Here is an 18,019-nt window from a genome sequence, read left to right on the forward strand (position 1 = left end):
AATTAAGCACCTCTCTTAAAAAATTTTCCCAAAAGCTGTCGTAAATCAGGAAATGTTACACATGCCACAATCAAGTATACTAAGAAAATTAACAGTGATTTCCAAACCATATTGACAAACGGTGGTCCTAGGTGATTTGGTAATAAAAAGAAACTGATCAAAGAAATAAAAATTGAAATAACAGTAAATACCACAACTGATTTATCAAAAATAAGTTTTAAATCTAGTTCTTTCCTGACTAAAAATACTTTCATCAAAAAAATCGAAAATTCTACAAACACCAGTACAATTGTGCCGCCAATCGCTCCATACTTTGGAACAATCAAGACATTCCCTATCACGCTGATGAATGCACCTGTAATCAAAGGATAAGCAAAGGCACGATCATTTTCAATTGCAATTGAAAACTGATTTGAAAAAATTCCACCAAGTGGACTCAAAATAATGATCAATGACACCAACAACATATTACTGGTCATTTTAATAAAGTCATTGCCAAAGAACCAAGGGACAAAAGTGATTGTATTAGCAAAAATAATATTAAAAAACATGATACTAAAAATCAAGGTGTAATCAAATGATTTTTTGGTGTATCTGACAATCTTTTGACGATCTCCTTCTGCTTGTGCTTTTGACATCTTAGGTAACATGACAATCGTTACAGAAGTTAACAAGGCCAAAATTATGCGAGCAATTTTTTGTGATTGGTCGTAATATGATAATTCTGTTGGATCTACAAACTGACCCACCACAGTTTTATCCAAAGTTGTATAGACTTGCATAAACAATTGCGGAATTAAAATAAAGAGACCTGGTTTCCACATGCTCGCAAATATTTTTCGATCAAATTGTATTTTTCCAACTTTTTTATGAATACCAACCCAAAAAACTAAACTACCAACCAAATTAACTGCTGAAGTTATAAATATATATAACCAAAGGTCCTCTTGATTATTAATCAATAAAATAATCAAAACGACAGAAGTAATTTTAATTAAAGTATTACGAACAACAACCTTAGCAAATTCTTCAATGCCTTGAAAAAACCAAGATATGTCCAGTGTGACCCCAATAATAAAGAGCAATTGAATCAAATACAAAGAAGCATACTTAACTTGAAAAATCCAAATAACCGCTACATAAAACAAAATAGAAATCAAGCCAATTAAAAATTGCATAGCGTATAAATTCCAAAATTGACTTGTTAGCTTTTCTCGATCATTTTTAACTTTTGCAATATTCCTTATTCTAAACGGACTCATGCCGATTGCAATAACAGTAATTAAAAACTGGGCAATTGAAAAAACATATCCGTAAATCCCAAGCCCTTCAGAACCAATTCTACGACTTAAAATAGGTGTTGTAAGCAAGGGTAAAATAATTAAAAATACTTGGTAGACCGCATTATACATAATATCTTTAATAGTTTTTTTCATACTAAACTTCTTTCAAAATTAACTCGATAATATAATCAGTACTTTTTCCAGTCTCAAAATTGCCAATAAAATCTAGTAATCTTTGACTACTATATTCTAATTTATCTTTTTGATTTTTAAAAACATCAATCAATGCTAAACCGTTTTTTGCAGTGGGAACTGGCAAATCAGTCAAAGTTAAATAGAAACCCCGTTCTTGTTTATATTCCGCTTCGTCATAATTAAAAAGAATTAATGGCTTTCCTAAAAGTGCATAATCAAAAAATATAGAGGAGTAGTCAGTAATTAATAAATCAATTTCTTCAAATAATTCTTCTAATGATTGACCATCTGGTAATAAATTAAACTGATTTTTTTTCATATAATTCAAACTAGTTTGATCATTTGATAAATTACGGTTTACATTAGGATGAAATTTAACCATGAAAATAATATCTACATTTTGCGTAGCAAAGTACTTTTTAATTTCAAGAATATTTAGCTTTTCCAATTGAGGAATTCCATTCTCTGAAAGGTTGTCGCGAAAAGTTGGTGCAAATAAAATATTTAACTGTTTTTTTTCAAAAAAAGAAATATCTTTCTTTGGATATATTGCCAACTGATCGTTTCTAGGCGTACCGATATTCAATATTTTTTCTTTAGAGATTTTAAAAGCACGAGGATAAATTTCAGAGGAATATCGATTTCCCGAAAGTAAATAAGTAATAGATTCACTATCACGAGCAGAGTAATTTAAATAATGATTACTTAATTTATCTTTTGCATCAAATTCTATTAATTTAAGCGGCGTACCATGCCAAGTCTGAAAATATATCTGTGGCTCTCTTTTTTTTATAGCAATGGTCTTTCGGCTATCATCTATCCAAAATTTAGCAGTATATAAATAATACGCTGCTCGCCAAGAATCATATGCCACTCTCTGTATTTCTTTTGGGAGATCCACTTCTACTTCAGGTTTAATTAGCCAAACATACTTTAAATCAATGCCTTGTTGAATCATTTTCTCACAAATTACTTTGGGGTTTCCAGAATAATTTCTACCTCCAAAACTTGAAAAAACAATCGTGTCAGATTTTATTGGAAATAGCCTAAAAAGAAGTGGTAAGATATTGCGAAAAAAGAACTTTTTTATATTTTTCATTTTTACCTCATCATTTCTATTTTTGATAAAAAATTGCCTATGATTTTCTTTCTAGTAAATGAAAAAATCATGTTTGGATGATTGGCAATAAACTTTGCTAAATACTTTAACTTCTTAGAAAAATCAGGATCTTCGTTTAAACAATCCTGATATTTTTCAATAAATGCCAGCACATAGTCAAAATTCTTTCGATTGCTATATTGATTTTCAATCATAGCCATAATCATCCTGATAGCCGCGTAAACAGTTCTAGTTCTAACTTTAACTGACACATCTGGATATTTTTCATCAATAAATTGGATGATTTCATTTTGAATATCGAATAGTTCTAATCTCTTTGGATTGAAACTTCCTCGTAAAATGCTATTAGGACTTTGAAAATAGTGGTACTTCTCAGATTGATTAACAACAACAAGTTGAGAACGGTCAATTAACAGATAAGTTGTTGCCATGTCTTCCATTAACCTTCCAACAGGAAATCTTAAATTCAAAAACAATTCGCTTCTAAACAATTTATTGTTGGAGGAATAACCAATTTTGTTATTCATAAATAAATTTTTCATTGCGACTTGTCGATCCATCAATTCCCATTGATTTTTATTTTCTGTTAAGTTAGTGATTTGATGATAATCTTGAATTTTTTTCATTTTTAAAACAGCGATATCTGCTTCAAATTTTAATAATGCTTCTAATAATATTTCCAGATAATCAGGTTCTATCCAGTCATCACTGTCAATAAAGCATACGTATTCGCCGGAAGCGTAATCCAATCCTGTATTTCTAGCAGCACTTAGCCCTCCATTTAATTGATGAAGGACTTTTACTCTTTGATCTTCTTTAGCATATTGATCAGCAATATCACCGCTATTATCAGTCGCACCATCATCAACAACAATAATTTCAATATTTTGAACAGTTTGATTTGAAATTGATAATAAACAAGCCTTTAAGTAGTCCTCCACGTTAAATACAGGAACAATGACGCTGATTTTTTTCTCCATACAAACATCCTAGCTTTCAAATATAGTGTATCTTAGTAAAACAATCATTTACCGAAAAATATCGAAAAATAATTGTTTGTAAAAATGTGGAATATAAATTGAGTTATATCAGTAAATTGAGCCAAAAGAAGACTTTGATATAAAAGCCCCCCAATGCAAACACACATTATGATGATTAAAAAATTCTGTCTTTTTAAGATATCTTTAGTTATAAACGACCAGGAATATATTACTGTAACCAAAGAAAAACGCCAATAAACAGGTAACGTAATTGGGATTGTTCCAATTGTAAGTATTAAAACCAGAAAAATAAAAATTGAAAATTGATTGGTTTTATTTTCATTTGAAAATTGAGAAATCTTTTTGTATTGTTTTGTTATGATGAAAAAGCTTAAAAATAACAGATTAACAATCAAAAAGAACATTTTTTGAAGACGCATGAATAAGCTACCTTCAATATAAACCATATAATCATCAGTACTTCCAAAACCAGTTGCATACGAATAGGCCTTATCAACTAAAGAACTAAATGGTATCGCTATGGGTAATACATGTATAATTTTATAAACTACAATAATTGAAACAGAACACAATAGAAAAATTAAACATATAGTGATTAAGATTTTTTTACTTTTCCACTTATTAATGAAATAGGCTAGTACTCTCAAAAGAATCAAAATGACAGCCGTTTTATGAATTAAAATTGCCACTAAATATAACCAAATAACTCTTTTCCAATTCTTTTCATGGTACACTTCTAGATAAAAACCCAACATAAAAAAGACAAAGGCTGAAATGTTTCGAATGTTACTAGCAATTCCTGGAAAAGACAAAAAAGAAACGACGATAAACATTTGAACAAAAAGAAGTTTGTTACTAACATCATTTCTCTTTCTATTATCTAAAATCATGTAAAACACCGAAGAATAAACAAAAAACATGACTATCAATGGCATTAAATTTACATCATTTAATTTTGAAATACCAAAAAAGAACCAATTGGATAAGTCTAATTGTGCACTCAAATCATAATAATTAAGAAATCTATTTAGAGAAAAATGTGATAACATTTCCATTTTCTCAAAGTAACGAGCCAAATCAATTGTTGGAGATGGATCAATAAAATAAGCTAAATAGCCGAAAAAAGCACCTAATAATAATGCGTAAGCTATCACTTTATTTTTTTCAGTGAAAATAAATTTAGGAACTAAGAACATTCCTAAGATAGGTTGAGCTAAAAAGAACCAAAAAATTATACTCATAATTTTGCCTACTCAAATATGACATTTTCTTTAATCAAAGCGAATCCCATTGATAAACAAAATCCAGTTAATAATCCAATAGCTGCAAAACGTAGTAAATTAATTAAGCGGCTTTTATCACTGGACACTATATTTGAAGATAAAATTTGGACATTTTCAACTTCTACATATTGATTAATTGTATTTTTAAATTGGATAGAAATTTGCTTGCTTAATGCCGCCACAGTTTTTCTAGATTTATCTGTTACATTAACACTAAATGCATAAGAATTCTCTACTTGCTCAATTTGAATGTTGTCTTTTAAATCAGAAGTATCTATTTTATTATCTTTTGCAATTAGATCTAAAAATTCATCACTTTTAATAATTTGCTTGTAAGTGTTGATCATTCCTTCATTTGCAACGATAGCATCAGCATTTGTTGTAGCCTCATTTTGAGGCAAGTTCACTAATAACTGGGACTCAGAGACGTATTCTCTCCCTGTTAAAAAGTAAGCAGCTCCTGAAATAGCTGCACCACAAATGATAGTCGACAAAACAATGAATAAACTATATTTTTTTAGAAATCTTTTATAACCAGTAATATTCACTTTAATCTTCATTAAGCTTTCCTCGCTGTCTTAGTAGTTTTTTATATACAAAACCTCTCACACGATTAGGTAAAATACTAGTTACTATATGCGCACTAATCGATACAAAGTAGTCATTTAGACTTCCTAGTCCATTTTGATAAATAACTTTTCGTGCATTCAATCCATAAATAAAATAGTTCATCCCGCCACGCCGAGCGTACATATCTTCTCCACCACGAGCGTATACCAACGACTCTTTAATATTCATTCCCTGGTAACCCGCTTTTAATAGACGAACCCATAAATAATAATCTTCAAAACCATTTAGAGCTTGATAATTTCCAACTGCTAAGACATCAGATTTTTTAAACATTACTGTCATGTGATTAAAAGGATTTCTTTTTTTTGAAAATTGTCTAATATCTTTGTTTGTTTCGGGTACTACTCTTTTACCAATGACGTTGGAAGGATCACCAGTAAATTCATCGATATCAGATCCAACAATAGTTAAGTTTTTATTATCTAAAAAAGCTTGATACTGTTTTTCTAAACGGTCTTCTCGCATAATATCATCAGTATCCATCCGAGCAATCAATTCATTTTGACAGGCTGTAACCCCTTTTGCTAAAGCAATACCCAAGCCTTGATTGGTTTTCAAAGGAACAACTCTAATTAACACTTTGCCATTATCTTTATTTGCATCAATTATTGTTTGCAACTCATTTGTAATTGGTCCGTCTAATACAAGAACTAATTCTTGCGGTAGCAAGCTTTGATCCAAGGTACTTTTGATGGCTGCAGCAAAATATTTAGGCTTTTCTTTCTGATACACAGACATCAATACACTAATCTCCGCAACTTTCACAAATTTTCGCTCCTTATGAATAAATACTCTCTTTAGGAAAATCAATATCGCATAATTTTGTCACTGCCGCTTCTTCTATTCCTTGAGATGATACTTTATCAAAAAGAATTTTAATGGTTTGCAGTAAAATCTTTAAATCCAACATAAGAGAATATTTTTTTATATATAACAAATCAAATCTTAATTTACTATTATAGTCTGAAACATATTTTCCATATACTTGCGCATATCCTGTGATTCCGGCTCGGACATTGTGTCGCAAATAGTAATATGGATTTTCTCGATTAAATTGATCAACAAAGAAAGGTCTCTCTGGTCTTGGACCAATAATCGACATATCACCTTTTAATACATTAACTAATTGTGGTAGTTCATCAAAACGAACTGCTCGAATGAATTTACCGACTGGTGTCACTCTAGCATCATTACTCTTAGCCAAGACAGGTCCGGATTTCGCTTCTGCTGTTGCAGTCATTGACCTGAATTTATAAATTGGAAACTCTTTTTGATTTTTGGTAATTCGAATTTGTTTATAAATAACTGGTCCTGGCGAAGTTACTTTGACTAAAATCGCCGTAAACAGCATAAAAGGTGAAGCAATTATTAATAATACGATTGAGATAACTATATCAAACAAACGTTTAAATAATGCATCCTCGGTCGGAATTTTAAAACCTGTTGACTCAATAATACTTTCATCTTCAAAATTCATAATATTTGAATTAATTGTCATTAAATTTTCAAATGTGGTATTCAAAAAAAGTTTTTTTTCTTTTTTCGTAACCAGTTGGTATATATTTATTTTTTCACTTTCATTGATTTCAGAAGCTAAATAAACAATATCGACATTGTCAATTAATTCTTTTAGATGATCAAAAAAATGATCAACAACAATACCATAAACTTTATGTTTATTATTTTTTTGAGAATTAAAATTTTGAACAGCTGGTGCTACATCTTTTTCAAAGCCTATAATTAAGACTTGTTTATTTTTACTCAGTTTTAAATAAATACGATAAACAATGATCCGATAAATAATCAATAAAATTGTCCCAATTAAAAAAGACCACAGAATTACACTCCTTGGAAAGGCAAACCAGCGACCTGCAAAAGTGATAATCATAATTCCTAATGACATTAAAAACTGCCCAATCACTGTTACAAAAACAATATCACTGATAATTCGATTATAAAAAACATAAGATCCTAATAAAATGTTTAACGCAATAAAAAAAAGGGAAATAAAAATCGCTGAATTCTGAAAGGATTCAAAATTTCGTGCTGGAATATTTCCATGAAATTTTATTAAAAAACTTAAATAAATGGAAAAATTAAAACAAATCACATCAAAAAGAATAATGATTGCTCTTCTTGCCCCGCCCCATTCATTATTATTCATCATGACACTCCTAACTGATAAAATAATCCATTTATGATAATACCATAATTAGCTTGAAAAAAGTAGGATTGATCATAATTGTTAAAGAAATCAAAAAGTCATTCTTCAAAAAAACCCAGAGAAAATCCTCTGAGTTCAACTAATCAATTCTTACTGCTAAATTCCCGCCTTGGCGAGTCAAATTGGGATTATAGTAAGGATCATTTTCAATATATTCATGATATTTTTCTTCCATATAGGCTGTTTCTGCTTCGAAACGCTCCAATTTTTCTGGTGTATTCTCATAACCACGAGACTGAGATTCAAAATGATACAATTCAGCACCATGGAGCCACACATTGTCATGTCCAGCTTCATATTCTCGTAAACATAAATCTACATCATTAAAGGCAACGGTTAATTCCTCGTTAAAACCACCTAATTCAGAAAAATCTTTTGCACGCATCATCATACAAGCTGCTGTAACAGCTAAATAATTTACATTAATTTCTAATTTCCCAAAATAACCAAAATCTCCTCTTGGAAATGTATGATGTACATGTCCAGCAGCGCCGCCTAAGCCTAAAACAACTCCGGCATGCTGAATCGTTTGGTTAGGATAATATAACTTCGCTCCAACACAACCCACTCTCGAAAATTGTGCAAAAGAAACCATTTTACTCATCCACTCTGGCGTGATAACCTCTGTATCATTATTCAAAAACAATAAATATTTACCTTTTGCCTTTTTGGCAGCTAGATTATTAATACGTGAATAATTAAATGGAATATCAATCACCTCAACAACAAACCTTTCACCAAGTTGTTCTTGATAGTCTTGATATAAAGTAGTCATCTTAGGATCATCACTGCCATTATCCGCTAAAATAATTTCGTAATTAGAATAAGTCGTCAATGCAATAATTGAATCAATACAGCGTTTTACATCATCATATCCATTTTTTGTTGGAATGATTACACTGACCAAATCTTCTGAAAGAATATCGTAATTAACATCATAAAGGCCATTTCCTGCAGCATGTGTGACCGTTGCTTTAATGCCACGTCTTTGGATTGCATCTTGAACAGCAGTTAATCCGGCATCAAAAGCATAGCTCTTAGTCGATTGGTCTGCTGCTGTAGAGCTCGGTAAGATACGCCAATAATATAAAATTTGGGGAATATGTCCAATTTTATCTGCTGTCGTTTGTTCAGTAAACCGTAAAACTAAATCATAATCTTGTGAGCCTTCCAACCCAACTCTAAAACCACCAATTTTATCCATAATTGTTTTTCGATAAACACCTAAATGGGAAATATAGTTTGTTCCTAATAATAAATCTGGTGACCAATCTGGTTTAAAAGCCGGATCAAATCGTCGCCCCTCCATATCGATCTTATCTTCATCACTATAAATAAGATCCAAATCTGTTTGACGGTTTAAAAGCTTTGCAACTTCATATAACGCAATTGGCGCTAGCTCATCATCGTTATCTAATAGTGCTACGAATTCCCCTGTTGCTATTTTTAAAGCAGAATTCGTTGCTCGAGAAATATGACCATTTTCTGGACGGAAAAACAGTTTGATGCGGTCATCTTCAGCCGCAAATTTTTCTAATAGTGGTCGCACACTATCATCAGTAGAATGGTCATCAGCAATACACAGTTCCCAGTTCCCATAAAACTGCCCTATTACTGATTCAATACACTTGGTCAACCATTTTTCTTCAACATTATAAGTGGGCATTAAAATAGAAATTTTAGGCTGATAAGAAAAATCCTTAATTTCTTTTTCTATTGAATTACGGTCCCAATTTTCATTTTGAGCAATCCATGTTTGATAGGTTTCATCACTTTGTTTATCCTGCTCCAATGAAATGCGCCGCAAAGTACTTTTTAAACCATTACGCTTTAAATAACCCAGTCCTTTACGGATTTTTGTATAATACTGCTGGGTTTTTGAAGGCATTTTTTCTGGAGTAATTATTTGATTGTTAGGAATAAAAATTTTTTCTATGATTTGATCTGCCAAAACAAACGAAATCACAACTTTATCTTCCGGATTATTAACTTTCAAGACAATTTGAAAGCCCATTTGTAAAGTAGCACTTGTCTTGTGTAATGCAGCCACATCGTGACGTCCTTGATAAGTAATCTTTGACTCGTTTATCCCCGTACCTACAATTTCAATTTTGGGTACTGCTTTTGTCCCGGTATCAAGTGCCCAGCCAGTTACAATAAATTCTTGGGTTTCAGGAAGATACTGACTATTATCAATTGCAATTGTTAAGTTGTTTTTTGTCACGAAGCTATCCTCCAATGTTAAATTGATAAAAATTAATGTAAGGATCTTTTAAGTTTTCCACTGAATGTTTCTCTGAGAGTTTTTGAAATTCTTCTCTTCTAACATTAAATCGTTGATCTTGTTCCGCGATCATTTCAAAATACGGATCGAAAATAATATTTTTATTTAATTCGCGATAAACTCGAATACTAAAGTCAACGCCCATTATTTCTTTAGGTAAATTAAGATCAAAACCATTTACCGCTAAATAATCACTTTTTCTGATAATAATACAGTCTTCTGTCGCAGAATAAATTTCCCGTGGCAATGTGGGTCTAAAATAATTGCCAATCGTTTTATTAGATAGGCCCTGTTGTTCATAAACGAGAGTCTCATTTCTTTGATCAATCACCACGCCGATATTTAAGATTGCGTCATAGTCACTGATAATTTTTCCGGTTACAATTCCTGTATCAGGTAATTGAGCAAAGTTCATTCCCTCGTGTAACCAATTCGCTCGTGTGGGTGATAAATCTGCAGATAGAAAAACTAAATATTCTCCAGTTGCTTGCTCAACAGCTTTAGTAGTATTTTCAGCACCTATAACCTTAGCTATATCAATTTTTTCAGCTATCTTAGTTGGTACAATCACTTCAAAGTTTTCCCAATTTGTTAGTTCAATCATTTTTTCAATAACGGTTGCATCAGTTAAATCCTTAGCAAAAATAATTGAAACTTTTGGTTCTTTAGCATAAGTAAAATCAACTTTATAAGCACCATAATTTTTAGTCATGCTAACTTTCCCTTTGATTTTACGACGTTCTAAAGCTGCAGCAACTGCGTTTTGACCAGCAACATAAGCATACTCTTTACTTTGAGGATCCATCGCAACTGATGTTTCAATCGTCCGCCAATGATAAGCCATACTAGAAATATGTTTAATTTCTTTAGCAGTTTCAGTCGCACGTAAAACAAAATCGTAATCCTGACTGCCATTAAATTCCGTTCTCAAACCACCGATTTGATCGATAACATTTTTTTTCACCACCACAAAATGAGTGATATAATTATGCCCTAATAACAAGGTTTCGTTCCAGTTAGGTTTGAAAAATGGATCAAATCGTTTAGCTGACATTGATAACTTATCTTCATCTGTATAAATAAACTCGATTTCAGGATTTTCATTTAATGCTTTAACCACTTCTAACAAAGCTGTATCAGCTAAAATATCATCATTGTCTAAAAATCCGATATATTCTCCGGTTGCAACTTCTAAAGCAGAATTAGTTGCCTCAGAAATGTGTCCATTTTCAGATCGGAAAACTACCTTAATACGGTCATCTTCTGCTGCCAATTCTTGTAATAATGGTTTAATATGAGGTTTTGGTGAATTATCATCGGCTAAACATAGTTCCCAGTTTTGATAAATTTGCATTGTTAAAGAACCCACACATGCCCGTAACCATTTTTCATCTACATTATAAACTGGAACCACCAATGATATTTTAGGCTGAAATTCTAAGCTTTTGGCTTCTTCTATCAAAGCTACTCTCTTAGGTATTTCAATTTTTTCCATCCAATCTTCGTAATCTGCGCTTTGTTGTTTACGCAATTGGAATTTTTTATAAGCTTGGCTCAATCCTTCTCGTCTAATCACTCCTAAGACACGGCGAATTCTACTGGCCGTCGAAACAACTTTTTTCTCAGGTAACGAGACAGTAATAGGGAAAACTTGACTCTCTCTAGTGATCGCTAAAAATCTAAAACTATCAGTAATCTGATAATCTTTAATGGTTAAAATAAAACCATATTTTACATCGTCCATCAAATCAAACACTTCATTTACATCCGGACGATAAAGATGATTTACGTGCAAATCATTGCTACCTTCTGCCAATAAAAAATCAACTGGTTCTTCCGTAGCAATTTTATAGGCCCAACCTTTAACAATCAGTTCGTTATCTACTTCATTATTTTCAAGGGACTCCACCGTTATTTTGATTTGGTCATTTATGTTTGGATCTTCATTATCACCATACTCATCTGGGTTTTTAAAAGGGATTTTGCTTAATTCATAATGATACTTGTCATAAAAATCCATCTTAGCACGTAATAATCGTTCGATTTTTTTATTGTCAGCAAGATCTTTGAATATCAGTTGATTGATAGGTAAAAATTCTTCTTCATTCAAGACTTCAATTGTCACAGTAAAATCTTTATCTGCTACGTGACGACCGGAAACCGTAATAAATGGCTCCTCTTCAATCTGATCAAAAACAAATAAATCTTCTTGATACCAGTCAGCATTGGTGTTTCTAATTGGCAACAACTGATTATTTGAAACAACTGAGATTCGAACAGTTGATGGAAAATGTCCCACAACAATTCGCAAGCGCTCTGTTTCAACTGGTGCATGATGTTCAGTTACTAAGTTTTCTTTGGTCTTATGGTTTACTAAGTAAGGTTCAATCTCATATTTACCATCAATTCGATAAGCCAACTGAATTTGTGTATTATTATTAGAATTTACCGGAATCGTTCTCTCAGGCTCTGCTACAGGTTCTTTCCTTAAAGCGTAGAAATACTGATAAACTTCACTAAACGGACGTTGTTTAAATGAATAGCGAATAATTGCAGGTAAATCCTCATAGTTTGACTCAATCTCATTTTGGCCTACTTGGGCATAAGTAAAATCTTCTTTGCGAATGTGTAAATCAATCCGCGAAAACAAATCCTCAAAACCACTTTGGGTATAAAAGCTGTTATGGGTACGATCTAATAGACCGTACTGATTCCAATCTAATTTTTCGTTAAAAAGATTAATCAACACAGAATTGTGGGTAATATTGGGAAAAGTAACTAATATTTCACCTTCACGACTAAGAAAATCGCGGCATCTTCTCAATGCTTCTTCCGAATTGGTTAGATGTTCTAAAACGTCAGCAAAAATTATAAAATCAAACTTTTGACCAGCGAAATAATCCACCCATTTATATTCTTCAATATTTCCTAAATAGCCATTTTGCGCCGTATTCATTACATGTTCAAATAATACTGGATCAAATTCTACAATAGAAACATCACATTTTAGTTCATTGACTAAATAATTCGTCATTCGACCATTTCCAGGACCAAATTCTAAGACTTTGCTACCTTTTTTGATTTCAGCAATGATTTTGCCAACGCTTGTATGTTGATCCAACGATAAATCAAAGTCATATTTCATCATTTAAATTTTATCCTTCCATTTGTGATCTAATACGACGATTCCTTCGCCTACATATTTACCAGTAATGAACATTGTTAAATAGCGTGTTTTGTAAACCAATGGAACAGTTGCATTTTCTTCAAAGATAGCCACATCAAAATAATATTCGCCACCTAGTAAGGCCATTTTTTGATAATCTAAATAAAAGACATTTTCGCCTTTTTCCCAAGGAATCGATTCTTCATCTAATAATGTATTCAGCCCACAAACATACTGATTATCAACCGTTCGAATAGCAACACCAAGAACTGGTTTCTTGATTGAATCATCTTTAACTGTGTAATTAACCTTTACTACAACACGACTATCTTGCTCGATAATTTCTAACGGATTCAACTCACCATCCAAAAGTTCAGCTTTGGTAACTTCAACAATATCGTAAGCAGAAAATTCTTCCATCACGGAGCTGTCACGATCAACAGTTTTCAAAGATTTTTTCTTTAGGAAGTTTTCATATTCTTCGGTGATTTCCATCGTTTCACCTTCTGCTTCTACCACACCATTTTTTAACCAATAAACCCGGTCACAAAAACGACGAACGGCATTCACATCGTGGGAAACAAAAAGAATTGTTTTACCAGCATTTCGAAATTCAGTAAATTTTTCCATACATTTCAATTGGAATTCTAAATCCCCTACCGCCAATGCTTCATCAACAATTAAAATATCTGGGTCAACATTGATAGCTACTGCAAACGCAAGGCGGACCATCATCCCTGAAGAATAAGTTTTTACTGGTTGATATAAATGATCACCAATGTCCGCGAAGTTAATAATATCATCAACTTTATCAGCCATTTCTTCTCTGGAATAACCTAATACCATCCCATTTAAGAAGATATTTTCATAACCTGTGTATTCTTGATTAAAACCAGAACCTAATTCTAAAAGAGCGGCGATATTTCCTCTAATATTGATTTCACCATCTGTCGGTGTCAATACGCCTGTAATAATTTTTAAAATAGTTGATTTGCCAGAGCCATTTTCGCCAATAAAACCAATCATTTCTCCTTGATCGACTTTAACATTGACATCATTTAAAGCATAAAAAACCTCATGATAAGACTTATGGCGAATACTTAAAGCCTCTTTCAGACGATCCACCGGTTTTTTATACATATCATATTTTTTCGTTAAGTGATTAATTTCAATTACTGCTTCAGTCATGAATTTTCTCCTTATAACACATCAGAAAAATGTGGTCTCAAACGTTTAAAGATTACTGCGCCGAGTAATAACATTACGATTGTCACTACCCAGAAATAAATAGTTAATTGTGGGCTTTCCCAGAACCATGCCCGACCAAAAAATGCATCTCGATAGCCTTGGACGACATAAAACATCGGATTTAGTCTTAAAATAAATTGAATAGTTGGGTGTCCTGCAAAATCATTCACACTCCATAAAACCGGAGTTCCCCACATTAAAGCCTGCATAATTACAACAATAAATTGATTGATATCTGGGAAGAATGGTTGAATTGATGACGTAATCCAAGTTAACCCCGTCAAGAACATCATCATAGCAAACAAGTAATAAATCAGTTGAATGCTTTGTAAGCTCGGAAATATCCCATTAACCGCTGCTACAATAAAAGTAATAGCAATAAAGAATACATGGATAAAAATATTCGAAGCTAGTTTAACAGTCGGTAAGATGCGAATATTAAACACTACCTTTTTTACTAAATAACTATATTCACGAAATACATTGGTTGCTGCTCCAAGATTTTCTGAGAAATACAACCAAGGAACCAAACCTGAAATTAAAAACAAAATGAAGGGTAATCCTTCCTTGTCACCTGATCTGAATCCAAAACTAAATACAAACCAGTAGGTCAATACCATAACCAATGGATTGGCAAAAGCCCAAAAAATCCCTAATACCGAACCTGCATAACGGGCTTTGAAATCATTCATTGAAAACTGTTTTAGCAACACCCGATTTTGATAAATATCCTTGAAAAAATCAAATACATCTTTAAACATTTTATTTCCTCTCGTTCACTGTTTTTATCTATTTTCTAGCAATGATTAACAGTCCCATTCTACAGAAACACCTCTTCAAAAGCAAGCAAACCTCAGGTAAACCATTAATACAAATAAAGCATTTTAAATGAATTTTTAGAAATAGTTAGCTAAAAGTTTTTTTATGGTATAATTTGTTTGCCTATAAGGAGTGATTCTGTGCAAAGAAAACTAAGAAATTTAAACAAACCACAATGGCTGTTTATTACATTAACAGCTTTTTTAATTGCTTGCTTTATCTTAAATCTTAAAATTCAGTTAACAGGTTTTGGTGACGATGATTTCTTATTCTATGATCCCTTAATGAATAAATTCAACGGTGATATTTTGGCTTTTTTAGTCAATCGCTATCAAACCTGGAGTTCCAGAACTGTCATCGAGATCTTCACGCTTCTAAGTGTCAAGTACCATATATTTTGGCGAATTTGTAATAGTATAATCATGTTTTTGGCAATCAGCCTACCACCCTTTCTTTTGAAAAAAAATAATGCAGTTAAAACATCAGACATATTAATTTCTGGTGGTTTATTCTTTACTATGCCGCTAACTTTTTTCAATGAAACTGGTTGGATTGCTACAACTACTAACTATTTGTGGGTATACAGTTTAGGACTAGTTTCCCTATACCCAATTGCCAAGTATCTACACGATGAAAAAGTCAATCAACCAACTTATTTGATTAGCTGGCTGGCGGCCTTATATGCTTGTAATCAGGAGCAAATGTGCGCATTATTATTAGGTTTTTACCTAGTCTTTTTAGGTTACCTGCTAATAAAGAAACGTCGGATTAAAATACTGTTGCCTTTTTTTGTGATTAACTTTTTAAGTTTGTTCTACGTGCTCTCAGCAAATGGAAATGATATCCGTTATGAGCAGGAAGTAGCTACTTGGTTTCCAGACTTTGAAAAACTCACATTATTTAGAAAATTAGAGTTAGGCTTCTCTTCAACTGTTAGACATTTGTTTTTTGATAAACAAATAACAATTTTTTTATTCACAATACTCTTAGCAATCTTAGTCGGTTATTATCTAAAGTTAAAGAAAAAATCGCTAGTTATAAGTCTTTTGGGATTTATTCCATTAATTGTCTCAATTATTTTTAGTTTTAATGATCTATGGAATTTTTCTTTTGTAAAGAAAATTTTGGCGCTGTTCAATGGATATGGTACTGCTTTTAATTTAGCTAATCCTGAAACTTGGATAGCAGATATCATCTTAGCTATCACTTTTATGGCTGTTTTAATTTCGATACTTTATTTACAAAGACTAACTATTCAAGGAGGATTCTCCATCATCCTGATGTTAGCTGGATTGGCTTCCAGAATGATGATGGGCTTTTCGCCAACTATTTGGGCCTCGGCGACTCGCACCTATATTTTTACCTTTGGGATTTTTATTTTAGTTACTTTATCCTTGTTTGCATCCTTAAAACTTCCGAAGAAAACAAATGATTTTTTAACCGGAATGATTTTTTTAGTGGGCATGATTTGTTATGGTTACTTATTTTTAACCATTTAAAAAAAGTTGTACTTTTACAAAATGTAAAAGTACAACTTTTTTATTTTCTTCTGCGATTTCGACGAGATGCTCTATTCCTAGGTAGACTAGATATATCACCTTTTTTGTTATCTGTTTTTAAGGCAAAACCTAACAATATAAATGTAACTGGAATCCAAAAAGCAGCCATTAATCCGTCTTCCATCGTTGATTGTAGCAATACACTAAAAAATGCGATTAGAAAGCCTGCTTGTAAGCTAGAAAAAGTTTTTTTGGAAACAACCGTCCAAACATTATATACAATAAAGCTTATTAACAAAATGAAACCAATTAGGCCATATTGTCCCAAAGTGGCATTATAGCTATTATGATGACCTAGAATTACACCACGTCGGATAAAGACAAATGGTTTGGGTCCAACCAAAAAACTTTCAGTAGATTCGAAAAGTTTATGATAAAAAGACTGCCAAATTTCCTCTCTACCAGTAAATAAATCAATTTTTTCTGAATATGCCAAACAAAGAGAAACAGGAAAAATCAAAACTAAAAATCCTGTATAAATATCTTTTAAAATATTTTTTTTCTTGACGATTATCTCTTTTGGGCAGATATCAACTAAAACGAAAACTGTTAATGCAAAGAAAGCTGCCTGAGATTGAACAACCCAAAGACTTGATAGTCCAATTACGTATAGTAAATATACAATGGTTTGCGTCCATTTTATTTTCAGAGAATGCAATAACGGGACCATAATTAAAACTTGTGTCATCACTGAGGCACCAATTGTATTTGTATTGATCCAAATTTCTTGGGGCTTGTTTTTTCCAGACCAGATTGAAACCCCTTCTGTTACAGGTATCTCAGTAAATATTCGATAAACTGTAATCAATAAAAAGATACCAACAATTCCTAATAAAAAAATTCGCGCTGATTTATCAAACTCCGTATATTTTACATTTAAAACTGTAAAAATAATCAGTGCCAGAGCTGTATCTCGGAAGAAATTAGATTCTCTAAAGTTATTAAAAAATACAAAAAAGACAATTGAAAAAATAGCTAATAAAATCCATATAATATCAACACTTTTCATTTTTGCGAGATTGATAAAAATACCAATACTGGCCATAATAAACATGATTTGTTGCATCGAACTATATAATCCAAACATAAACTGATTACGGATACCAAAAGTCCAAAGTGAATAACACAGGATTATCATTCCAAATAATAGAACAATTGAAATTGTATTCATCTCTTTTGTAAATTTATTTCTCATAAAACGCTCCTA

General features: G+C 32.0%; 13 protein-coding genes. 1 reads left to right on the forward strand and 12 read right to left on the reverse strand.

The annotated features are described in order from the left end of the window. Nucleotides 1–2: 2 nt before the first annotated feature. The 11 genes from ACVWNY_RS08415 to ACVWNY_RS08465 all read right to left on the reverse strand — a co-directional run bounded on the left by ACVWNY_RS08415 (nt 3) and on the right by ACVWNY_RS08465 (nt 15,195). Nucleotides 3–1,436 (reverse strand): oligosaccharide flippase family protein, encoded by a 1,434-nt coding sequence (locus ACVWNY_RS08415; protein WP_218324929.1) that lies wholly within the window; start codon nt 1,434–1,436, stop codon nt 3–5. 1 nt (nt 1,437) lies between these two features. Further along, nucleotides 1,438–2,577, reverse strand: coding sequence for a CDP-glycerol glycerophosphotransferase family protein (locus ACVWNY_RS08420; RefSeq protein ID WP_218324928.1), 1,140 nt, complete (start codon nt 2,575–2,577; stop codon nt 1,438–1,440). Nucleotides 2,578–2,579: 2 nt separating this feature from the next. Continuing rightward, nucleotides 2,580–3,578: a glycosyltransferase family 2 protein gene (locus tag ACVWNY_RS08425; protein ID WP_218324927.1), complete on the reverse strand. Its 999-nt coding sequence runs from the start codon at nt 3,576–3,578 to the stop codon at nt 2,580–2,582. Nucleotides 3,579–3,622: 44 nt separating this feature from the next. Next, a complete protein-coding gene (locus ACVWNY_RS08430) occupies nt 3,623–4,840 on the reverse strand; it encodes an EpsG family protein (RefSeq protein ID WP_218324926.1) in 1,218 nt (405 codons plus the stop codon). Nucleotides 4,841–4,848: 8 nt separating this feature from the next. Continuing rightward, complete coding sequence (locus ACVWNY_RS08435) at nt 4,849–5,442, reverse strand: YveK family protein (RefSeq protein WP_454071222.1); 594 nt, start codon at nt 5,440–5,442, stop codon at nt 4,849–4,851. After that, nucleotides 5,432–6,277, reverse strand: a complete 846-nt coding sequence (locus ACVWNY_RS08440) for a glycosyltransferase (RefSeq protein WP_218324924.1) — start codon at nt 6,275–6,277, stop codon at nt 5,432–5,434. Before ACVWNY_RS08440 ends, ACVWNY_RS08435 begins: the two co-directional genes overlap by 11 nt. Before the next feature lie 13 nt (nt 6,278–6,290). Further along, complete coding sequence (locus ACVWNY_RS08445; RefSeq protein ID WP_218324923.1) at nt 6,291–7,679, reverse strand: sugar transferase; 1,389 nt, start codon at nt 7,677–7,679, stop codon at nt 6,291–6,293. Between the two features lie 136 nt (nt 7,680–7,815). Further along, nucleotides 7,816–9,960: a glycosyltransferase family 2 protein gene (locus tag ACVWNY_RS08450; RefSeq protein WP_218324922.1), complete on the reverse strand. Its 2,145-nt coding sequence runs from the start codon at nt 9,958–9,960 to the stop codon at nt 7,816–7,818. 4 nt (nt 9,961–9,964) lie between these two features. After that, nucleotides 9,965–13,168 (reverse strand): glycosyltransferase, encoded by a 3,204-nt coding sequence (locus ACVWNY_RS08455; protein WP_246601394.1) that lies wholly within the window; start codon nt 13,166–13,168, stop codon nt 9,965–9,967. Next, nucleotides 13,169–14,374, reverse strand: coding sequence for an ABC transporter ATP-binding protein (locus tag ACVWNY_RS08460; protein ID WP_218324921.1), 1,206 nt, complete (start codon nt 14,372–14,374; stop codon nt 13,169–13,171). An 11-nt stretch (nt 14,375–14,385) separates the two neighbouring features. Continuing rightward, the gene (locus ACVWNY_RS08465) at nt 14,386–15,195 is read right to left on the reverse strand and encodes an ABC transporter permease (RefSeq protein WP_218324920.1); all 810 of its coding nucleotides are present in this window, start codon (nt 15,193–15,195) and stop codon (nt 14,386–14,388) included. A 198-nt stretch (nt 15,196–15,393) separates the two neighbouring features. Here ACVWNY_RS08465 and ACVWNY_RS08470 point away from each other — a divergent pair, with 198 nt between their 5' ends. Further along, nucleotides 15,394–16,752 (forward strand): DUF6056 family protein, encoded by a 1,359-nt coding sequence (locus tag ACVWNY_RS08470; protein WP_454071223.1) that lies wholly within the window; start codon nt 15,394–15,396, stop codon nt 16,750–16,752. Nucleotides 16,753–16,792: 40 nt separating this feature from the next. On the opposite strand, the gene ACVWNY_RS08475 is transcribed toward ACVWNY_RS08470, so the two are convergent. Then, on the reverse strand, nt 16,793–18,007 hold the full coding sequence (locus ACVWNY_RS08475) for an EpaQ family protein (protein WP_438719769.1): 1,215 nt from the start codon (nt 18,005–18,007) through the stop codon (nt 16,793–16,795). Nucleotides 18,008–18,019: the final 12 nt, after the last annotated feature.

It is taken from the genome of Enterococcus sp. JNUCC 77 (genome assembly GCF_054819945.1).

Coding starts and splice junctions, on each gene's coding strand:
- ACVWNY_RS08415 (WP_218324929.1), bottom strand. CDS start 1,436: ATGAAAAAAACTATTAAAGATATTATGTATAATGCGGTCTACCAAGTA.
- ACVWNY_RS08420 (WP_218324928.1), bottom strand. CDS start 2,577: ATGAAAAATATAAAAAAGTTCTTTTTTCGCAATATCTTACCACTTCTT.
- ACVWNY_RS08425 (WP_218324927.1), bottom strand. CDS start 3,578: ATGGAGAAAAAAATCAGCGTCATTGTTCCTGTATTTAACGTGGAGGAC.
- ACVWNY_RS08430 (WP_218324926.1), bottom strand. CDS start 4,840: ATGAGTATAATTTTTTGGTTCTTTTTAGCTCAACCTATCTTAGGAATG.
- ACVWNY_RS08435 (WP_454071222.1), bottom strand. CDS start 5,442: ATGAAGATTAAAGTGAATATTACTGGTTATAAAAGATTTCTAAAAAAA.
- ACVWNY_RS08445 (WP_218324923.1), bottom strand. CDS start 7,679: ATGATGAATAATAATGAATGGGGCGGGGCAAGAAGAGCAATCATTATT.
- ACVWNY_RS08455 (WP_246601394.1), bottom strand. CDS start 13,168: ATGATGAAATATGACTTTGATTTATCGTTGGATCAACATACAAGCGTT.
- ACVWNY_RS08460 (WP_218324921.1), bottom strand. CDS start 14,374: ATGACTGAAGCAGTAATTGAAATTAATCACTTAACGAAAAAATATGAT.
- ACVWNY_RS08465 (WP_218324920.1), bottom strand. CDS start 15,195: ATGTTTAAAGATGTATTTGATTTTTTCAAGGATATTTATCAAAATCGG.
- ACVWNY_RS08475 (WP_438719769.1), bottom strand. CDS start 18,007: ATGAGAAATAAATTTACAAAAGAGATGAATACAATTTCAATTGTTCTA.